The 19,051-nt window shown below is 72.5% G+C and carries 19 protein-coding genes; 9 read left to right on the forward strand and 10 right to left on the reverse strand.

Annotated elements, in window-relative coordinates; genetic code table 11:
• Positions 1-137 precede the first annotated feature (137 nt).
• On the forward strand, positions 138-866 hold the full coding sequence (locus tag ACFWRT_RS10560; protein ID WP_380950644.1) for a DUF4232 domain-containing protein: 729 nt from the start codon (positions 138-140) through the stop codon (positions 864-866).
• Between the two features lie 115 nt (positions 867-981).
• Here the strand turns inward: ACFWRT_RS10560 and ACFWRT_RS10565 are convergent, their stop codons facing one another.
• The 3 genes from ACFWRT_RS10565 to ACFWRT_RS10575 form a co-directional block, all read right to left on the reverse strand.
• A complete protein-coding gene (locus ACFWRT_RS10565; protein WP_380950643.1) occupies positions 982-1,656 on the reverse strand; it encodes an AIM24 family protein in 675 nt (224 codons plus the stop codon).
• A gap of 157 nt (positions 1,657-1,813) precedes the next feature.
• Positions 1,814-2,362: a VOC family protein gene (locus ACFWRT_RS10570; protein WP_380950642.1), complete on the reverse strand. Its 549-nt coding sequence runs from the start codon at positions 2,360-2,362 to the stop codon at positions 1,814-1,816.
• Between the two features lie 77 nt (positions 2,363-2,439).
• The gene (locus ACFWRT_RS10575; RefSeq protein WP_380950641.1) at positions 2,440-3,558 is read right to left on the reverse strand and encodes a citrate synthase 2; all 1,119 of its coding nucleotides are present in this window, start codon (positions 3,556-3,558) and stop codon (positions 2,440-2,442) included.
• Positions 3,559-3,903: 345 nt separating this feature from the next.
• Here ACFWRT_RS10575 and pdxH point away from each other — a divergent pair, with 345 nt between their 5' ends.
• Both pdxH and ACFWRT_RS10585 read left to right on the forward strand, forming a co-directional pair.
• Positions 3,904-4,530 carry a pyridoxamine 5'-phosphate oxidase gene (gene pdxH, locus ACFWRT_RS10580; RefSeq protein ID WP_380950716.1) on the forward strand — a complete coding sequence of 209 codons (627 nt, stop codon included), beginning with the start codon at positions 3,904-3,906 and terminating at the stop codon, positions 4,528-4,530.
• Between the two features lie 407 nt (positions 4,531-4,937).
• Entirely contained in the window at positions 4,938-6,317 is a 1,380-nt protein-coding gene (locus tag ACFWRT_RS10585; protein ID WP_380950640.1) for a PAS domain-containing protein, read from the forward strand.
• Positions 6,318-6,391: 74 nt separating this feature from the next.
• Here ACFWRT_RS10585 and ACFWRT_RS10590 read toward each other — a convergent pair whose 3' ends face one another.
• Genes ACFWRT_RS10590 through ACFWRT_RS10605 form a run of 4 tightly spaced genes read right to left on the reverse strand, consistent with a single transcriptional unit; the run spans position 6,392 to position 9,913 of the window.
• Positions 6,392-7,603, reverse strand: a complete 1,212-nt coding sequence (locus ACFWRT_RS10590) for an ABC transporter permease (RefSeq protein ID WP_380950639.1) — start codon at positions 7,601-7,603, stop codon at positions 6,392-6,394.
• The gene (locus ACFWRT_RS10595; RefSeq protein ID WP_380950638.1) at positions 7,600-8,334 is read right to left on the reverse strand and encodes an ABC transporter ATP-binding protein; all 735 of its coding nucleotides are present in this window, start codon (positions 8,332-8,334) and stop codon (positions 7,600-7,602) included. The genes ACFWRT_RS10590 and ACFWRT_RS10595 overlap by 4 nt, the downstream gene beginning before the upstream one ends.
• Positions 8,331-9,404 carry an efflux RND transporter periplasmic adaptor subunit gene (locus ACFWRT_RS10600; protein ID WP_380950637.1) on the reverse strand — a complete coding sequence of 358 codons (1,074 nt, stop codon included), beginning with the start codon at positions 9,402-9,404 and terminating at the stop codon, positions 8,331-8,333. The genes ACFWRT_RS10595 and ACFWRT_RS10600 overlap by 4 nt, the downstream gene beginning before the upstream one ends.
• The gene (locus ACFWRT_RS10605; RefSeq protein WP_380950636.1) at positions 9,401-9,913 is read right to left on the reverse strand and encodes a hypothetical protein; all 513 of its coding nucleotides are present in this window, start codon (positions 9,911-9,913) and stop codon (positions 9,401-9,403) included. The genes ACFWRT_RS10600 and ACFWRT_RS10605 overlap by 4 nt, the downstream gene beginning before the upstream one ends.
• Positions 9,914-10,031: 118 nt before the next feature.
• Here ACFWRT_RS10605 and ACFWRT_RS10610 point away from each other — a divergent pair, with 118 nt between their 5' ends.
• Together ACFWRT_RS10610 and ACFWRT_RS10615 are read left to right on the forward strand one after the other, a co-directional pair.
• Positions 10,032-10,775, forward strand: coding sequence for a response regulator transcription factor (locus ACFWRT_RS10610; protein WP_380950635.1), 744 nt, complete (start codon positions 10,032-10,034; stop codon positions 10,773-10,775).
• On the forward strand, positions 10,772-11,938 hold the full coding sequence (locus ACFWRT_RS10615) for a sensor histidine kinase (RefSeq protein ID WP_380950634.1): 1,167 nt from the start codon (positions 10,772-10,774) through the stop codon (positions 11,936-11,938). Before ACFWRT_RS10610 ends, ACFWRT_RS10615 begins: the two co-directional genes overlap by 4 nt.
• A gap of 8 nt (positions 11,939-11,946) precedes the next feature.
• Here ACFWRT_RS10615 and ACFWRT_RS10620 read toward each other — a convergent pair whose 3' ends face one another.
• Positions 11,947-12,702 carry an SIS domain-containing protein gene (locus tag ACFWRT_RS10620; RefSeq protein ID WP_380950633.1) on the reverse strand — a complete coding sequence of 252 codons (756 nt, stop codon included), beginning with the start codon at positions 12,700-12,702 and terminating at the stop codon, positions 11,947-11,949.
• 199 nt (positions 12,703-12,901) lie between these two features.
• Between ACFWRT_RS10620 and ACFWRT_RS10625 the strand changes: the two genes are divergently transcribed.
• The 4 genes from ACFWRT_RS10625 to ACFWRT_RS10640 all read left to right on the forward strand — a co-directional run bounded on the left by ACFWRT_RS10625 (position 12,902) and on the right by ACFWRT_RS10640 (position 16,853).
• Positions 12,902-13,594 carry a metal-dependent transcriptional regulator gene (locus ACFWRT_RS10625; RefSeq protein ID WP_073877280.1) on the forward strand — a complete coding sequence of 231 codons (693 nt, stop codon included), beginning with the start codon at positions 12,902-12,904 and terminating at the stop codon, positions 13,592-13,594.
• A 673-nt stretch (positions 13,595-14,267) separates the two neighbouring features.
• Positions 14,268-15,176: an alpha/beta fold hydrolase gene (locus ACFWRT_RS10630; protein WP_380950632.1), complete on the forward strand. Its 909-nt coding sequence runs from the start codon at positions 14,268-14,270 to the stop codon at positions 15,174-15,176.
• Between the two features lie 259 nt (positions 15,177-15,435).
• Entirely contained in the window at positions 15,436-16,014 is a 579-nt protein-coding gene (locus ACFWRT_RS10635) for an RNA polymerase sigma factor (RefSeq protein ID WP_380950631.1), read from the forward strand.
• Positions 16,011-16,853: an Ada metal-binding domain-containing protein gene (locus ACFWRT_RS10640; protein ID WP_380950629.1), complete on the forward strand. Its 843-nt coding sequence runs from the start codon at positions 16,011-16,013 to the stop codon at positions 16,851-16,853. The genes ACFWRT_RS10635 and ACFWRT_RS10640 overlap by 4 nt, the downstream gene beginning before the upstream one ends.
• A gap of 199 nt (positions 16,854-17,052) precedes the next feature.
• On the opposite strand, the gene ACFWRT_RS10645 is transcribed toward ACFWRT_RS10640, so the two are convergent.
• Positions 17,053-17,721: a LysE family translocator gene (locus ACFWRT_RS10645; protein WP_380950628.1), complete on the reverse strand. Its 669-nt coding sequence runs from the start codon at positions 17,719-17,721 to the stop codon at positions 17,053-17,055.
• Complete coding sequence (locus ACFWRT_RS10650; protein ID WP_380950627.1) at positions 17,718-19,010, reverse strand: ATP-grasp domain-containing protein; 1,293 nt, start codon at positions 19,008-19,010, stop codon at positions 17,718-17,720. The genes ACFWRT_RS10645 and ACFWRT_RS10650 overlap by 4 nt, the downstream gene beginning before the upstream one ends.
• Positions 19,011-19,051 lie beyond the last annotated feature (41 nt).

Consider the following 19,051-nt stretch of genomic DNA (forward strand, 5'->3'; position numbering starts at 1 on the left):
CAGCGGTGTCCGGGAACGGCGACGCCGGGATCCCCCGCGATCGGGACGCCCTCCTGGTGGGTGTTCCGGAGCCCGAACGGGCAGCCGGGACAGCGCTTCTGCCTCGGACCGTCGACCAACAACACCTTGGGGATCTCATGTTCGGCCACCGCAACCGTCGCAAGGCCCTCCTCGCCTCCGCCGCCCTCGTCGGCGGCGCCCTGCTGATGACCGCGTGCCAGGACACCGATGGCAGTGTGGACAGCGGGGCCGGGCAGAGGGATTCTCCTTCGGCCGTCGCGGGCAGCCCCTCCGCCTCCGAAGACTCCGAGAACTCCGAGAACTCCGAGGATGCCGCTTCGGACGCCCCGACGGATGGCCCTTCGGGCGCTCCCTCGGACGGCGCCTCCGACGAGGCATCCGACGCGCCCACCGTCTCCCCGTCCGCCGGCAGCGGGGCCGGCAGCGGCAGCAAGGGTTCCAAGGTCGGGCAGGTGTGCGGGGCCAACGACCTTTCCTGGAGCAGCCGTTCCGAGAGCCAGGCCGGTGGGTACATCCTCGTCATGGCGAAGGCCAAGTCCGGGATCACCTGTGTCCTGCCGGCCGGGCTGCCCACCGTCGCCTTCGGGTCCGACGGGACCGAGGCCGGGCCCGTCGAGCAGTCCGTCGGCAAGCCGGTCACGCTGAGCGGGGCCAAGGTCGCCTACGCGGGGATCAACCCCAAGACCACCAACACCGACGGAGGCAAGGAACTCGACAGCATCATCGTCGCCGTCGGCAACGACGACCCCGACCCGGTCTCCCTGAAGGTCGGCACCATCACCGTCGACAAGCCCGTCGTCACCAACTGGCACACCGCGCCGACGGACGCCGTTCCGTTCAACTGAGCTGTCCCGGGACGCGAGGTCATGACGCCGTGTCCGGCGGTCCGCCAGGACGTGAACCGTGCTGGAGGTGTGGGCCCTTCGGCCGCCGGCCCACACCTCCAGAGGACAGGTGGGCTCAGCCGGACGCCTGGGCCGGCTTCGGCTCTCCCGGATTGACCACCGCGACCCCTTCTCCCTCCAGCTTCAGCTGCACCGCCTCACCACTGCCGCCCTTGAACATCGAGCCGATGCTCTGCGACCGGTGCAGGGACGGCCGCAACTGCGGGCTCCACGCGACCGCCGCGTCCGTGTCGACGTACACCGGCGACTCGGGCGTGACCGGCAGCACGAGCGGGACACCCGCGCTGGTCAGCGCAAGGCGGCCGGTCCCGCCGAAGGTGCAGTTGAACAGGCCGCCACCGGCCATCCCCGCACCCTCCACGGTGGTGATCTCGTAGCTGAGCGAGGCGTCGAAGCACAGGACGTTCTTGCCGTTGACGGTGAGACCGTGGCTCTCGTCCACGTCCACGAGGAAACAGTGCGCCGCGTCGGAGGCGAACCACGCCTCGCCCTCGCCGGTCACGGTCATCAGGGACAGTCCCTCGCCGGTGACCGCGCGCTTGAGGAAGTTGCCCACGCCCTGGCCCTGCCGCTCGAACGACAACGCTCCGCGCCAGGCCACCATCGTGCCCTGGCGGGCGTACGCCTCGCCTTTGACGGCGTAGCGCACCGCCATGGGGTTCTCCTGCGTCAGCCCGGGGGCCTGGGCAGGCTGGATGAAGTTCTCGGGGTCGAACAGGTTTCGGCTCATGCCGCACCGCGTACCCCGGCCCTGCGCGGGCAGCCCCGGAGCCGAGCACTCCGCTCCCGGCTGCTCGCCGACGGAGCTGAGACGACCCGACCCGCGGAGCCGAGACGGCCGACGGGGCCGAGACGGCCGGCGAACCGGCGGCCCCGGAGCGTACGTTCTACGACGCCATGTCCGGCTCCGCCGTGCCCGCCGCCTCCCGCCGGTCCGGTGTCACCGCCTCCGACGCCATCGGGTTCTGCGTCCTGATGTCCCGGGCCTGCTCCGCGACCCACTCCGGGCTGATCGCCGGAGTCTCGCCGAGGACCTGGTCGCGGACGAACAGGCAGAACGGGTGGCCCACCGGGTCGAACAGCACCCGTACGTCGTGTTGCGGCTGGAACTCCGCCGGAGTCGCGCCCTCCGCCACCGCGTGGGCCACCCCCGCCTCCAGGTCCGTCACCTCGAAGTCCAGGTGCAGCATCATCAACTGGTCGCCCTCCGCGGAGAGGGAGGCGGGCCAGACCGGGGGAACGTACGGCTTCGACGTCTGGAAGCCCAGGCCGGAACCGCCGCCCGGGGGGAGGAGTTTCACCCAGCCGGGCTCCTCCTGCACCGTCTCCCACCCCAGCAGGCGGCGGTAGAAGTCCGCCAACTCCGCTGCGTCCGGGGCGTCGATCACCGTGCTGGACAGGGTCAGGGTCGGTCGCGGCAGTCGGGGAGTGGTCACCGTGGGCCTCCTCGGATCGGAGATGTGCCGGTACGAGTACCCCGTACCGGCACATCCAACATCCCCGGGCCCCGCACCTACCCCGCGAGGTCCGCGATGTCCGTGATGTTGGCGTACCCCTCGATCTCGCTCGGGTTCCGCGTGCCCGGGCCCACGTACGTCGCCGAGGGGCGGACCAGGCGGCCCGTGCGCTTCTGCTCCAGGATGTGCGCCGACCAGCCCGCCGTACGGGCACACGTGAACATCGACGTGAACATGTGCGCCGGGACCTCCGCGAAGTCCAGCACGATCGCCGCCCAGAACTCCACGTTCGTCGCCAGCACCCGGTCCGGGCGCCGCGCGTGCAGCTCCTCCAGGGCGGCCTTCTCCAGCGCCTCCGCCACCTCGAAGCGCGGCGCCGCCAACTCACGGGCCGTGCGGCGCAGGACGCGGGCGCGCGGGTCCTCCGCGCGGTAGACGCGGTGGCCGAAGCCCATCAGCCGCTCGCCCCGGTCCAGGGCGCCCTTCACATACGCCGTCGCGTCGCCCGTACGCTCGATCTCCTCGATCATGCCGAGGACCCGGGACGGGGCACCGCCGTGCAGCGGGCCCGACATCGCGCCCACCGCGCCGGACAGCGCGGCCGCGACGTCCGCGCCCGTCGAGGCGATGACCCGGGCCGTGAACGTGGAGGCGTTCATGCCGTGCTCGGCCGCCGACGTCCAGTACGCGTCCACCGCCTTGACGTGCTTCGGGTCCGGCTCGCCGCGCCAGCGGATCATGAACCGCTCGACCACGGAGTGCGCCTTGTCGATCTCGCTCTGCGGCACCATCGGCAGGCCCTGGCCACGGGCCGACTGGGCCACGTACGACAGCGCCATCACCGCCGCCCGCGCCAGGTCGTCCCGGGCGGTCGCCTCGTCGATGTCCAGCAGCGGCTTCAGACCCCAGACGGGGGCCAGCATCGCCAGCGCGGACTGCACGTCGACCCGGATGTCACCCGAGTGCACCGGGATCGGGAACGGCTCAGCCGGCGGCAGCCCGGGGTTGAACGCCCCGTCCACCAGCAGGCCCCAGACGTTGCCGAAGGAGACATGACCGACCAGATCCTCGATGTCGACCCCGCGGTAGCGGAGCGAACCACCTTCCTTGTCCGGTTCGGCGATCTCCGTTTCGAACGCGACGACTCCCTCAAGACCGGGTACGAAGTCGGACATCAGGCGGCTCCCTCAGTTCGGCGGCGGATGGACTGCGGCCGCCGCGGCCACTCCCGTACGGACGCCGCGGCTGTGCGAAGGCCACAGGGGCCCGCCCCAAGATATTGGCGGGTTCCCACGGAGCGGGGAAGCGTGACATCCGGCACAGGGCCCCATTTCGACGGGGCGTGGTTACCGGCCCTCCTCGCCGGGCACACTGCGCCGCTGCGGCAGGATGGGCCCGTGCCCACACCAGAACGTTCTTCGGGACCTCTCCCGGACGATTCCACCCGCAACGCCGCCCCCGGTTCCACCCTCGATTCCAGCACCGATCCCGCCCCCGGTTCCAGCACCGATCCCGCGGCCATGCGCGAGCAGTACCGCACCGAGGACTTCACCGAGTCCGATCTCAGCCCCGACCCCATGGACCAGTTCGCCCGCTGGTTCCGCCAGGTCGCCGTGGGCGGGGTGCTCCACGAGCCCAACGCCATGGTCGTCTCCACCGCCTCCGCGGAAGGCCGCCCCTCCTCGCGTACGGTCCTGCTGAAGCAGTACGACGACCGGGGCTTCGTCTTCTTCACGAACTACGGCTCCCGCAAGGGCCGCGAGCTGGCCGCCAACCCGTACGTCTCACTGCTCTTCCCCTGGCACCCCATGGCCCGCCAGGTGATCGTCACCGGCACCGCCTCCCGGGTCTCCCGCGAGGAGACCGTCGGCTACTTCCGCACCCGGCCGCACGGCTCCCAGCTCGGCGCCTGGGCCAGCGACCAGTCGACCGTGATCGGCTCCCGCGAGGAGCTCATCGAGCGGTACGAGGAGCTCGCCGCGCGCTATCCGGAGGGCGAGAAGGTGCCCGCCCCGCCGGACTGGGGCGGCTTCCGTGTCGTCCCGGAGACCATCGAGTTCTGGCAGGGGCACGGGAACCGGCTGCACGACCGGCTGCGGTACGTCAGGGAGGGCGAGGCCTGGAGGGTGGAGCGGCTCTGTCCGTAAGGTCCCGGGCCCCGCCTGTCACCTGTGGAAACACCCGTACAACGCAGAAACCCGCAGGCTCTGGTTCCTCCGTGCACGAAGGAGCCGGCCGGACTTACCGGCGAGCCTGCGGGTCGGTGACTGCTAGGGATTGGCCGTCATCCGGCCATGCACTGCGAAAAGTGCGTGACAACGGGCGTCAGCCCGCAGCCACCTCACGAGTCCGAAGAGAAATCACTTCCGGAACACCTCCTTTCCTGTGTGCTGAGAAGCCTACGAGCGGCCCCGGCGGCCGCTCAACCCATTTATTTGGCGAAGGGGGATGTGCGCTGGGTCACGTTCGAGTTGAATGGTCTGACGTGCAGTAATACGCGCGGTGACGCGCGGGGAAACGGCCGACACGTTCTGCGTTCTGCGGGGGGTACGGAGTGGGTGCTTCCAGGAGCAGCGGGCTCGCCGACGCGCTCGGACCCGACGAGGGCGCGGGAGAGCCCATGTGCCCCGAACCGCCGCCCGACTCCGGGGCCGAGCTGCTCGCCGCCCTCCTCGACGGCATGGACGCGGCGCTCTGCGCCTTCGACGCGGGCGGCGTGGTCACCCACTGGAACCGCGAGGCCGAGCGCATCCTCGGCTGGTCCGCGCAGGAGGCCGTGGGGCGTACGGGCTTCGCCGGATGGGCGGTGCGCCGGGCCGACGCGCACGAGGTGCAGGGGCGGCTGATGGCCGCCATGGACACGCCCGGGCGCCAGGTCCACGAGTTCGCGCTGCTGCGCAAGGACGGCAGCCGGGTGCTCGTGCGGACCCAGTCCGCCCGGGTGCTGGGCGCCGACGGCAAGCCGGCCGGGGTGTACTGCGCGTTCAGCGAGGTGCACGCCCAGATCGACCTGGAGCGGGCCATCGCGCTGAGCGAGGCGCTGCTGGAGGACGCGTCGTGGGGTGTGGTGCTCGTCGACGTCGACCTCCGCCCGACCGTGGTCAACGCGTACGCCTCCCGCGCGCTCGGCGGCGGCCGCACCACCCTCCTCGGCCGGCCGCTCGGTGAGCTGGTGGTCCAGGGGGTCGAGGAGCTGGAGGCGGCCCTGCAGCACGTGCTCGCCGAAGGCGCTCCGGGTGCCCCGGCCGAGCTGTGGGTGACGTTGCGTACGGCGGAGGGCGAGCGGCGGCGGTGCTGGCGCAGCGGGTTCCTGCGGCTGGCCTCACCGCTGGCGGAGGAGCCGGTTCCGCTCGGGGTGGGGTGGCTCTTCCGGGACGTCACCGCCGCCAAGCTCGCGCAGCAGGAGGCCGACCGGCTGCGGTTCCGGACGAGCCAACTGCACCGGGCGGTGCGTACGGCCTCCGAGTGCGAGGACCCGATGGAGGCGGCGACCTCCCTGCTCGACTTCGCGCTGGCCGGGTTCGCCGACCACGTCCTCCTCGACGTCATGGGGGGCGAGCGCCTCGTCCGTACGGCCGCCACGCCCACGGATGCGCCCGGCCCGTGTCTGCTGGTCGCGGGCGGGTCCATCCCGGTCCGGTACAGGCCCGGGCACCCGGCCCTCCAGGCCGTCGAGCGGACGGGCTCGGTCCGCACGAGTGCGGGTGCCGGGGAGGCCGGAGGGGCGGCCTGGGCGGTGGAGCGCCGCTGGCCCGAGGACGCCGTCCACGCCCTGTGCACGGTGCTCCGGAGCCGGGGGCGGACGCTGGGCGTGCTGACGTTCCTGCGCGCGGCCAACCGGACCGCCTTCGAACGCCCGGACACGGCGTACGCGGAGACGGTGGCGGCCCGGGTCGCGGGGGCCGTGGATCTGGCGCGGGCGGCGGGGGAGTAGCCGAGGGCCCTGGTACGGGCCTGGCGGCCATGCACCCGGAGCCCTGCCCCCCGGGCCCCCGGCCCCCACCCCCCTCACGCCGCGTGCAGCGCCAGCGTCGGGGACAGCCGTGACGCCCGCACCGCCGGGTAGAGGCCCGCCACCGTGCCGATCACCAGCGTCGCGCCGAAGCCTCCGGCGACCGCCCAGAGCGGGACCACCCACGGCAGCCCGCCCGTGTGCGCGTACACCCCCGTCGCCGCCGATCCCAGCGCCACCCCCGCCAGGCCGCCGAGGCCCGACAGCATCAGGGACTCCGTGACGAACTGGATCCTGATCTGGCCCCGGGTCGCGCCCAGCGAGCGGCGCAGGCCGATCTCGTAGCGGCGTTCCAGGACCGAGATGATCATGGTGTTGGCGACCCCTACGCCTCCGACCAGCAGCGCGATGCCGCCCAGGCCCAGCAGCAGGCTGCTGAACGCCCCCTCGGTCGCCGCCTTCGCGCGGAGTGCCGACGACGGGTCGGTGACCTTCACGTTCTGCGGGTTCTGCGGGTCGACCGTCGCCGCCATGACCTTCCGCACGTCCTGCACCGCAGCCTCGTCCGACCGCTCGTAGATCGACGTCGGGTGGCCCGCGAAGTCCAGCAGGCGCTTCGCGCCCTCCCAGCCGACCAGGGCCGAGCGTTCGATCTCCGGGGCCAGCGGGAGCGGGGCGAGGATGCCGGTGACCGTGAAGTACCGGTCGCCCATCCATACCTGCCGGCCGGGCCGGGTGACCCCCAGGCGCTCCGCCGCGACGTGGCCGAGCACCACCGACGGATAGCGGCCGGTCGCCGCGTTGAGCCACCTGCCCTCGGCGACCTCGCCGCGCAGCACGCGGAGCAGGTCGGCCGTCGTCGCCTTGACCGCGATCCCGCCCGTATCGTCCTCGTCGATCCTCTCGTGGCGGCGTACGGTCGCGTCCAGGTCGGCGGTGGCCCCCACCTCCTGGACGCCCTTGATCCGGCCCACCATCCCGACCGAGCCCTCCGGCAGGTGCACCTCCTCTCCGGCGAACATCGAGTCGCCGGGTGAGGCCACCAGGAGGTTGGTGCCCAACGTGTCCAGTTCGCGCAGGAGCTGGGCCTGGCTGGAGGCGGAGATGCCGACCACCGAGATCATCGTCGCGATGCCGATGGCGATGCCGAGGGCGGAGAGCACCACCCGCATCGGGCGGCTGCGGAGGCCCGACGAGCCGACGTGGAGGACGTCCCGGGGGCCGAGACGGGCCGCCCTGAGGCGGCTGCCCGCCGCGCCCCGGCTCACAGCCCCGCCCCTGTCTCCAGGGGTGGCATCGGAGCCGGAGCGTTCCGTAGGTCCGCCACCACCTCGCCGTCCCTGATCCGCACCTCGCGCGGCAGGCTCCCCGCGATCTCCGTGTCGTGCGTGATCACCGCGATCGTCGCCCCCTCCCGGTTCAGGTCCCGCAGCAGCTCCATCACCGCCGCCCCCGACGCCGAGTCGAGCGCCCCCGTCGGTTCGTCGGCCAGCAGGAGCGCGGGTTCGCCCACAACCGCCCGGGCGATGGCGACCCGCTGCTTCTGGCCGCCCGAGAGCTGGTGCGGCCGGTGGTCCAGGCGGTCCGCGAGGCCGACCCGGTCCAGCGCCTCGGCGGCCTTGCGGCGGCGTACGGAGCGGGGGAGGCCGGAGTAGAGCAGGCCCTCCGCCACGTTGTCGCGGGCACAGACGCCCGGGACCAGGTGGAACGCCTGGAAGACGAAGCCCACGTGCTGGGCGCGCAGGGCGGAGAGGCGGCGGTCGGTCAGGGCCGCCACGTCGTGGCCCGCGATGTGGACGGTGCCGGCGGTGGGGCGGTCCAGGGTGCCGACGATGTGCAGCAGCGTGGACTTGCCGGAGCCGGACGGGCCGACGATGGCCAGGAGTTCGCCCTCCCGCACGGTGAGGTCCACCCCACGCAGGGCGGTGACCCCGCCCGCGTACTCCTTGGTGACGCCCCGGAGGCCGACGACCGTGTCCGCAGGTGCGGCGCCGCTCATATCTTCGGCACCCCGACCTTCATGCCCTCGCTCAGCCCGCCGCCGGACACCTCGACCCGGCCCTCCGCGAACATCCCGAGCTCCACCGTCACCTCGCGGGCCACGTCACCGCGTACGACCTCCACTCCGAAGCCGCCGCCGGGCAGCGCCAGGAGCGCGTTCACCGGGACCGTCAGCACGTCCTCGCGGGTCTCTCCGGTCAGGTTCACCGTCACCGGCGACTGGTCGAAGCCGCCGACCTTCTCCGGCTGGTCGAAGGAGACGGTCAGCGTCACCTTCGGACTGCCGTCCTGCGGGTCCTTGCCCGGCCTCGCCGTCCGGCCGACCGAGGAGACCGTGCCGGGCGCGCTGGTGCCGTCCGGCAGCTCGACCGTGACCTTGGTGCCCGCCTTGGCCAGCCGGCTCTCCGCCACGTCCAGTTCGAAGGTGACGATGCGCTCGCTGCCGGTCGTCGTGAGCAGTGGGGCGCCCGGCTGGGCCAGATCGCCGACGGCCGCCGCCACGCCCTTGATCCTGACCTTCCCGGGGGCGAACGCGACGTCCTGCGGGCCGACCGTCCCCGTCTGCTTGCTGCCGTGCGCCTTCTGCCAGCGCTTGACGGCCGCCGCCGTCAGCTCGGTGTACTCGGTGTCCGGGGTGAAGCCCGTGTAGCCGAGGGCGGCGAGGTTACGTTCCACCTGCTCGACGTCCCGGCCCTCGTCGCCCGGCTTCAGGGTGCGGTACATGGGCCCCGCCCCGTACAGCAGCCGGACCGGCCGGCCGTCGATCTCGTACAGCCGCTCGTTCCGCTCGATCGTCGAGCCGGTGCGCGGGGCCCAGGTCAGGGTGCCGGAGGCGGCCGCGTTGATCTTGCGCTGTCTGTCGTAGCAGAGGGTTCCGTCCGCCTGGGCGCTGTCGCGCAGGTCGCCGCGTTCGACCGGGGCGGTGGCCGGCGGCAGGCCGGTGTTCTTCGCGCCGGCCGCATCCGCACCGCCGTCGCCGTCGCCGCCGCCGAGCTGCGTGACCGCGATGGTTCCGGCCGTCACGGCGAGCACCGCCGCCACCGCCGCGACGGCCCGTCCGCGCCTCATCGGCCCACGCTCTCGCACGCCTTGTTCGCCTTCTCGAACTTCTTCATGTCCGAGTCCTTCAGCGCGGGCGCCGCCTGAGCCATCCCGCCGTCGAACTTCGGGTCGGGCATGTCGAAGCCGTTCTTCCGCATGCACCGGGCGAAGGCGACCATCTTGTCCTTCTCCGCCTGCGTCAGCTCCTTGGGCCCGCCGCCGACCGCCTTGTCCTGGCAGGCCTTGAACGCCTTCTCCATCTCCTGCTTGCTCTTCGAGCCGCCGTCGATGGTGACGCCCATGCCGTTCTCGCCCGGCTTCGGCTCGGGGATGTCCAGGCCCTGCGCGCGGAGGCACCTGCGGTGCTCCAGGGCCTGGTCCTCGTCCGTCTTCTTCGTGGTGGAGGCCGAGCCGCCACTCTTCGTACCGCCGCCGCCGTCGCCGCTCCCCGAACAGGCCGTGGCGGACAGGACGACGGTCGTGGCGAGCAGGCAGGCGGCGGCGAGAGTGCGCCGCCGGGCGCGGAGAAGGGTCATGGAGGGCTCCTCGTGTACGTCGGTAAGGACGGCCCGAGCGTGGGCGAGGAGACGGTCTCGTTTCTCTCAGCGCCGGTGCTTACACCGGCGAAACATCGCTTTCGGGTACACAGAGCCCATGCGCGTGCTGGTGGTGGAGGACGAGGAGTTCCTGGCGGGGATGATCGCCGAGGGACTGCGCCGTGACGCCGTCGCGGTGGACATCGCCCCCGACGGGCCGACCGCGCTGGAGAAGCTCCGGTTCGGCGCGTACGACGTGATGATCCTGGACCGCGACCTGCCCGGGCTGCACGGCGACGAGGTCTGCCGCCGGGTCGTCGGCGCCCGCCTGCTGACCCGGATCCTGATGCTCACCGCCTCGGGGACCGTACGGGACCGGGTGGCCGGCCTCGGGCTCGGCGCCGACGACTACCTGACCAAGCCGTTCGCGTACGACGAACTCCTCGCCCGGGTCCTCGCCCTCGGCCGCCGCTCCCGCCCCGCCCTCCCACCGGTGCTGGAGCGGGCCGGGCTGACGCTCGACACCGCTCGCCGCCAGGTCTGCCGCGACGGCCGCTACCTGTCCCTCTCCCGCAAGGAGTTCGCCGTGCTGGAAACCCTCCTGCGGGCCGAGGGCGCCGTCGTCAGCGGCGACGACCTGATCGAGGAGGTGTGGGAGGAGGACACCAGCTACCGCACCAACGCGGTCCGGGTCACGCTCTCCAAGCTCCGTACGAAACTGGGCGCGCCGCCCGTGATCGAGACCGTGCCGGGGGCCGGGTACCGCATCGGGGGCGGCGCCGTGGCGGGTACGGAGAGGGGCCCCGTGGCGGGTACGGGGAGCGGCCCCGCGCCCCTGACCGATCCGGAGGAAGCCCGGTGAACAGCGAGCGCGCGCGGCTCACCGCGCTCTACGGCGGCCTGCTGGTGCTGGCCGGGGTCCTGCTCATGGGGCTCGTCTACGTGCTGGTCAGCGACGGGCTCTACAGCAGCGTGATGACCGCCGTCGCCCCGGCCGTCCCCGCCTCCCGGCTGGACACCGCCTCCGTCCCGATGCTGCCGTCCGCCGACTGGGCACAGACCACCGTGATCCAGCCCGGCCAGTACGCCGTCGCGCGGAAGGTCTCCAGCGCCGCCGGGGACGCCGTGCTCCACCAGCTCCTCACCGTCTCCGCGCTCTCCCTCGCCGTCTACTCGGCGCTCTCCGTCGCTCTCGCCTGGTGGATGGCGGGCCGGGTGCTGCGGCCCGTCGGGGTCATCACCGCCCGGGCCCGCCGGCTCTCCGGCTCCAACCTCCACGAGCGGATCGCGCTGAAGGCCCCGCCCGGCGAGCTGAAGGAGCTGGCCGACACGTTCGACGGGATGCTCGACCGGATCGAGCAACTGGTCGCCGCCCGGCAGCGGTTCGCCGCCAACGCCGCCCACGAGCTGCGCACCCCGCTCGCCGTGCAGCGGGCCGCCGCCGAGATCGGGCCCGCCGACGACCCGCCGCCCGAGAAGGTGGCCTGGATCCGGGACAAGCTCATCGACACCGCCGACAGCAGCGAGCAGCTCATCGAGGGCCTGCTCCTCCTCGCGGTCTCCGACGAGGGGCTGCGGCGGCGCGAGCGGGTCGGCCTCGACGCCACCACCGCCACGGTCACCGAGGCGCTGGCGGCGGAGGCGGCGGAGCGGGCCGTCACCGTCGACGTGGAGGCCCGGCCGGTGAGCGTGCGGGGCGACCCGGTCCTCCTGGACCACCTGGTGCACAACCTGGTCACCAACGCGCTGCGCCACAACCATCCGGGTGGGACGGTACGGGTCCGGGTCGGGCCGGGCGGCCTGGAGGTCGCCAACACGGGGCCCGTGGTCGACCCGGCGGCTCTGCCGCTGCTGTTCGAACCGTTCCGCCGGGCGCGGGCCCGCCGCCACGCGCCGGGCGAGGGCGCGGGGCTCGGGCTCTCCATCGTGGCGTCGGTGGCCCGCGCTCACGGCGGGGACGTCGGCGCCACCGCGAACCCGGGCGGTGGGCTGACGGCCCGGGTGACGCTGCCGACCTGTGCGTAGTACCGCTCTCAGTGGCGGTAGAAGATCCGCTCGCGGTACTCCGTCATGACCCGGCCGTTCCAGTCGTGGCCGCCGTCCACGTTCCCCGAGCGCAGGAGCGGCGGCTCGATGCCCCGGGCCACCAGCGCTTCGGACGCCGCCGCCATCATCGACTGCATGATCGCGCTGGTGACGACGGTGGAGGCCGGGGCGAAGGGGGCCTCGATGCCGGGGGCGCTCAGCTCCGCGTCGCCGATCGCGATCTTGCTGTCCAGGACGATGTCGCAGTGGTCGCGCAGGAAGCCGCCCGAGGTGTGCCGGGAGCGGGTGTTCTCCGCGTACGCGACCGAGGTGACGCCGATGACCTTCAGCCCGAGGGCCCGGGCGTTCTGGGCCATCTCGACCGGGAGCGCGTTGCGGCCGGAGAGCGAGATGATGACGAGCACGTCGCCCGCGGTCGCGGGGCTGGAGTCCAGGACCGCCGAGGCCAGGCCGTCCACCCGCTCCAGGGCGGAGCCGAGGGTGGCGGGCATGACGTCCACGCCGGTGGTGCCGGGCACCGTGAGCAGGTTCATCAGGGCCAGTCCGCCCGCCCGGTAGACGACGTCCTGGGCGGCGAGGGAGGAGTGCCCGGCGCCGTACGCGAAGAGCCGGCCGCCCGCCTCGACCGTGTCGGCGATGGCCGCGCCGGCGGCCGCGATGGAGCCCGCCTCCTCGTCCCGTACCCGCTGGAGCAGGCCGATCGCCGCATCGAAGAACTGACCGGCCAGCTTGCTGTCGCTCATCGGGAAGGGCCCTTTCGGCGGGGTGGGAATGGCTGTGCCGCGGATCACGTTGCGGTCTGGACCAGTGGCCTGTCAATAGCGCCTGGCGGCCTCCGGCGGACGGTCTTCGGCCGGGGCGGCACGGTTGTCCGTGCTATGCGTCAGAATTGGTGCAGGGCCATCGCACGACGTTTTCTAGTCACAGCATCGAGGGGCACGTATGTCCGGACTGATCGACACCACGGAGATGTATCTCCGCACCATCCTCGAACTGGAAGAGGAAGGCGTGGTCCCCATGCGCGCCCGTATCGCTGAACGGCTGGACCAGAGCGGTCCGACCGTCAGCCAGACGGTGGCCCGCATGGAGCGCGACGGCCTGGTCCAGGTCGCGGGGGACCGCCACCTGGAGCTGACCGAGGAGGGCCGCCGACTGGCGACGCGGGTGATGCGCAAGCACCGGCTCGCCGAGTGCCTGCTGGTCGACGTGATCGGCCTGGAGTGGGAGCAGGTCCACGCGGAGGCCTGTCGCTGGGAGCACGTGATGAGCGAGGCCGTGGAGCGGCGGGTGCTGGAGCTGCTGCGGCACCCGACGGAGTCTCCGTACGGGAATCCGATCCCGGGCCTGGAGGAGCTGGGCGAGAAGGCGGAGGCCGACCCGTTCCTGGACGACTCCATGGTGAGCCTGGCCGAGCTCGACCCGGGCGCGGAGGGCAAGACCGTGGTCGTGCGGCGGATCGGGGAGCCGATCCAGACGGACGCCCAGCTGATGTACACGCTGCGGCGGGCCGGGGTGCAGCCCGGGTCCGTGGTCAGCGTGACGGAGTCGCCGGGCGGGGTGCTGGTCGGGTCGAGCGGGGAGGCGGCGGAGCTGGACGCGGAGGTTGCTTCGCACGTGTTCGTGGCCAAGCGCTGACGCGCTGACGCCGTTGGCGTCTTCGGCCCGTGCGCCCCGGGGCCCTGGTGTGGGTTGCCGCTCCCCTCGGCCAGGGTTCCGTCCTCAAACGCCGGACGGGCTGGGGTGGGGTGGGCGCCGGATGGGCTGGATCGGGGCCCGGGCGGCTGGAAAGGGCTGAACCCGCAGCGGGCGGGGCGATCGCGTGCCAGGCTGAGGCCAGGCATATGACCTGAGGGTGCCGGGCCGGATGCGGTCGGGCACGGTCGGGGAGGGAGCAGGGAATGCGCCCGTCTTACCGGCATGCACGCCGATCGGTGGCTGCCATGGTCCGAGGTGCCCTGGTCCGAGATGCCCTGGTCAGGGGCGGTCTGGCGATGGCCCCGCCGTGCTCTGGCATCGTTGCCATCGTTGTCGTGAACAAGGGTCGACCCCGGCGCCCGAGGGCGCCGGGGTCGGTCCTCCCCTGTGCTGACCTGGAGCCCCGAGCTCTGCAGGTCGATCCCCACGGACCCCTGTCCCCGAGCGGTCCGCCTCCCGTTGAAGATCTCCCCAGGGCGGCCGACGGCAATCCTCGCCGCATGTCACTCGAACGTGGGGTGTTGAGCGGCGGATCCCTGTTTTCGAATAAGAGTTCGATAGTCTGGCGATGCCACCACGCGGTGATCGAGGACCAGAAGGGGGTGCCAGGACCATGGTGCGGCGCATCGATGTGACCGGATCCGACGGCGTACGCCTCGCGGCGTGGGAGTTCGCGGATCCGCCCAAGGAGCGTGCGGGGACGGACAGAGCGGGAGCGGACCGGGCCCCCGGCGTCTTACTGCTGCACGGGCTGATGGGCCGGGCCTCCCACTGGGCCCCCACCGCCCGCTGGCTCTCCGAGCGGTACCGCGCGGTCGGCCTCGACCAGCGCGGCCACGGCCGCAGCGACAAGCCGGCCGACGGCCCGTACACCCGCGACGCGTACGTCGCCGACGCCGAGGCCGCGATCGAACAACTGGACCTCGGCCCCGTCACCGTCGTCGGCCACGCCATGGGAGCGCTCACCGGCTGGCAGCTCGCCGCCAAGCGCCCCGACCTGGTCCGGGCCGTCGTCATCTGCGACATGCGGGCCTCGGCCCTCGGGGCGGCCTCGCAGCGGGAGTGGAGCGACTGGTTCGCGTCCTGGCCGCTGCCCTTCGCCACCCTCGCCGACGTACGGAAGTGGTTCGGCGAGGACGACCCCTGGGTGGAGCGGCCGAACCCCTCGCGCGGCGCGTTCTATGCCGAGGTGATGGCGGAGATGGAGGACGGCTGGCGCCCGGTCTTCTCCCGCAGCCAGATGCTCCGCTCCCGCGCCACCTGGGTCTACGACGCGCACTGGGAGGAGCTGGCCCAGGTGTGGTGCCCCGCCCTGGTGCTGCGCGGGCTCGACGGGGAGCTGGGCCGGGCCGAGGCGCAGGAGATGGTGCGCGTCCTGCCCCGCGGCCAGTACGCGGAGGTGGCGGACGCCGGCCACCTCGTCCACTACGACCAGCCGGAGGGGTGGCGGGCGGCCGTGGAGCCGTTCCTGGAACAGCTCGCCGAGGACACCCGGGGCGACCGGGAGCCGGTCGCCCCGTAGTGGGGCGCGCCCCACGGGGGAGCGCCCCACATGAGCGCGACTGCCGCGCGGACGGGCCGTCGCGCGCAGGCGCACTACGCCGTGCCGAGCCCGCCCCGAGACCGGAGACGCACGCCGCGGACATCGGGATCACCTTCCTCCGCCACCAGCAGCGTCACAGCAAGCCCGATGCGGCCTCCGCCCCACTGCTCCGGCCTGTCCGCCGGTCGGGGTGGTTCAGCGTGCAACCGGTCGTCGCGGCGTGGTGTTCTGGTGAGTGATGGATGAGATGCCTCTGGAGGTCGCTGAATTGCTCGCGGTGGACCTCGACCGTGGGTTCGCGGAGTTGGTGCGCTCTCATGGCGGGATCGTCTACTCGGTGCTGCTTCGCCTTTCCGGTGGATCGCACGATGTGGAAGATCTCGTGCAGGACACGTTCTTGCGGGCGTACACGGCGTTGCGTGGCTATACGCCGGAGCGGCGCGCGGCACTGCAGCCCAAGGCATGGCTGCTGGCGATCGGCACGAATGTATGGCGCAACCATGTGCGTACGCTGACACGGCGTCCGGTCGCCGCGTCGGGGGTCGATGCCGGGGAGTTGCCGCTCGTCGACGGGAGGGCGGGGCCTGAGCAGTCGGCGGAGCACGTGATGGAGCGGGAACGGCTGGTGGCGGCGCTCGCCGAGCTGCCTGAACACCACCGGGTGCCAGTGGTTCTGCGGCATATCGCCGAGTTGAGTTACGCGGAGATCGCGGGGCTGCTGGAGTGTCCGGTCGGCACGGTCAAGGCTCAGGTTTCGCGCGGGCTGGTGGCGTTGCGTGGGATGCCCCGACTGGCGCAGGAGGAGGTGATCGGATGAGTGGGTTGCATGCGGGGCCGGGCGGGCCGGTGAACGGCACGGCGGCCGTGCGGGACACGGAAGGCGCACCGCACGGGTTCGACGCTCTGCGGGCCCCTATGCCGGTGGACCTGGCGATCCGGATCCTTCGGCGGGCGGGTATCACCGAGGACACGTACGACTGCTACTCGGTGGTCGAGGGCCCGATCGTCTCGCTGTTCGTCGCGTACGGCCGGGGAGCGGTCACCGGGGCCGGGCCGGTGGACCTGTACGCCGGGCCGGAGGCCTTCGAGGAGGAGCACCTGCGCCGCACCGGCCGGGCCGCGTTGCCTGCGGGCAGACCGCTGCCGGGGGTCGTAGGGGCGCTGCGAACCGGTCGTGACCGGACTCTGCGCTACGACTACGGAACTCTGCCGGAGGTCCGGCGCAGGGTCCTGGAGGCGGTACGGGTCGTTCCGCGCGGCCAGTTGCGGCCTGTGGGCTGGCTGGGGACGGAGGCCGGAGTCGCGGGGGCCACGACGGCGGAACTGCTGGCGGCGGTGAGGTCCGGTCCCGCCCCGGTGCTGATCCCGGTTCATCGGCTCAGCGACGAGGACGGCCGGCCGGTCGACTGCGGTCTGCCGGCGGGTCTGGTGGAGCGGCTGCGTGCGCATGAGGGCGTCGACGAAGAGCGTCTGGGCCGGTTTGCCGCGGCTGGTACCCACTATCTGGGGAGTGGTACGACCCGCATCTTCTGTTATCCGACCTGTGCGCATGCCCGACGTATCACCGACCGTCACCGGGTGCCGTTCGGATCGGTGGCCGCAGCGCGGGGCGCCGGCTACCGGCCTTGCCTGAGCTGTCGCCCCGTGGCGGCCTGATCCGTCACCGGTCGTACGGAGGAGCCCTTGCGGTCATCCGCGGTAGGGGCCGCGGAGGGGGGCGGTCAGCCCCGGAGGAACGAGCTGCCCCGTGGACCGGTCACCCACGCTCGTGGGCCGGTGAAGCGTGCCGGAGCGGCCCCCCCGGCGGACCGGCCGGCCACCCGCCGGTGGTCCTCCGATGAGCAGGCGCCGGTGGTCATCGAACGAGCAGCGTGAGGGCGAGGCCAAGGAGGACGAGTCCCGCGACGGCGTTGCCGATGCGGGCGGCGAGCGGGGGGAACGCGGCCTGGCTGTCGGTGCCCCTCGTCACCAGCCGTACGCCCACTTCGGTGAGGACCAGCAGCCAGAGCGCGCCGATCGCCAGGTACACCGTCGCCAGCAAGGACAGTGCCGCGGCCGACGGGCGCTCCGGCGGCAGGAACTGCGGGAGGAAGACGGTCAGGAAGAGACCGACCTTCGGATTTCCGGCGGTGCAGAGGAAGCCGAGCAGCAGGTGCCGCGGCAGCCGGTCGGTCTGAGGCGCTCCGGTTGCCGAGGGCTCAAGCGCGGCCTCGGCGGGGCGCAGGGCCTCCCACAGCGCCCGGGCACCGGTCAGGGCCAGCACCAGGGCGCCGGCCACCTGCCATGCCAGGAACAGTTCGGGGCGGAGCATGACCACGGCCATGCTGCCGCTGACTGCCGCGACCGCGTATCCGCCGCCGGCGATCAGCATGCCGGCGGCGGCGGCCAGTACCGGGGGACGGCGCCGGGCGCGGCTGACCAGGCGCAGGAGCAGCATGCTGTCCGGGCCGGGGCTGCACACCACTGCCGCGCAGCTGGCCAGGAAGGCTGGACTGGCCGCTATGGCGAGGGCTGTAGGGGTCACCGGTGCTCGCTGGTCTCGGCCGGCCCGGGCCGGGGGGTGATGACCAGAGCGGCTTCCATGGCGCGGACCGCCGCCGTATCCTTCGCGATCTGCTCCGGGTCGGGGTGGGCGAGCACGACGAAGCCCAGAGTGAGGGTGCCCAGGAGGTCGCGGGTCACTTCGATCACGTCGCCGTCGCGGAGCTTGACCGCCGAGTGGTGGTAGGACGTCAGGTTCTTGATGCCGTCGAGGACGGCGGTGTCGGAGACGGTTCCGGACCGACGGGCGATCAGGAACAGCACCGTCATGTGCTGCAGCAGGCGGTATCCCTTCGGGGCGGCCTCTTCCACGGCGAACCATCGGGCAGCGCGGTGCACCTGGCTGTCACCGGTTGCCGTGAGGTTGAACACGGGGTGACCGCCGCCGTGCGGGCGGGAGTTGATCTCGATCAGACGGGGGCCCTCGGCCGTCAGCATGATCTCGATGTGCGCGGTGCCGTGCCGCAGTCCCACGGCGTCGAGGACGGCTTCCGCGTAGTGGGTCAGTACCGGTACCTCCGGGGCGTCCGGCGCGACCCAGGTGAGGCTTTCGTAGACGGCCATCTGCCCGCCGTTGTCCGTCTTCTCGTAGCGGCAGATGTCGGCGACGGTGTGCCGGCCCCCGTGGCTGAAGGTGTCGACCACGAACTCGGTGCCGCGGGCGTACTCCTGGACCACCATCCGGTCGTTGAGATTGTGCCATTGGTTGATACGGCCGAGCTGGGCGTCGAACGGGATCCGCCAGTCCGCGCCGGCCGGCACGCGGGTGACCCCGTCGGTGCTGCCGCTTTTCGGCGGTTTGACGACCAGGTCCCTGTTGTACAGACCCTCTCGGTCGATCCAGGCACGCACGGCCTCCGGATCGTCGGTACAGATCTGGGGGATCGTCGGGACGCCGGCGTCGCGCAGCGCCTGGGCCATGGCGCCCTTGTCGCGGCGCGCGGCGGCCAGGGACGGCACGTTGGCCTGCTCCGGGAGCAGACGTTCGGTGAGGATGTCGGCGAGTTCGACGCCGCTCTCGGCACCTGCGAGCACACAGCGCGGTGACAGCGGCCGCAACGCCGCCAACAGATGTTCGAGGTTGCCGTCGAAGGCGTGCAGCTGACGGTGGAGTGCGGGGTCCCAGGAGTCGGCATAGGCCGCGGGGACCGTCGGCAGCGAGCTGACCGCGACCGTGGCGATACCGAACGAGGCGAACTCCGGCGCGTATCGGGCGCCGGACGAGAACGGATCGACGATGACGGCTGCCTGGGTGATGGTCGAGGGGCTCAAGGGATCCTCTGTCTGCCGGGGCGGTCAGGGCGCTCTCGCGG

Source organism: Streptomyces cyaneofuscatus (assembly GCF_042718795.1).
GTDB lineage: Bacteria > Actinomycetota > Actinomycetes > Streptomycetales > Streptomycetaceae > Streptomyces > Streptomyces cyaneofuscatus_A.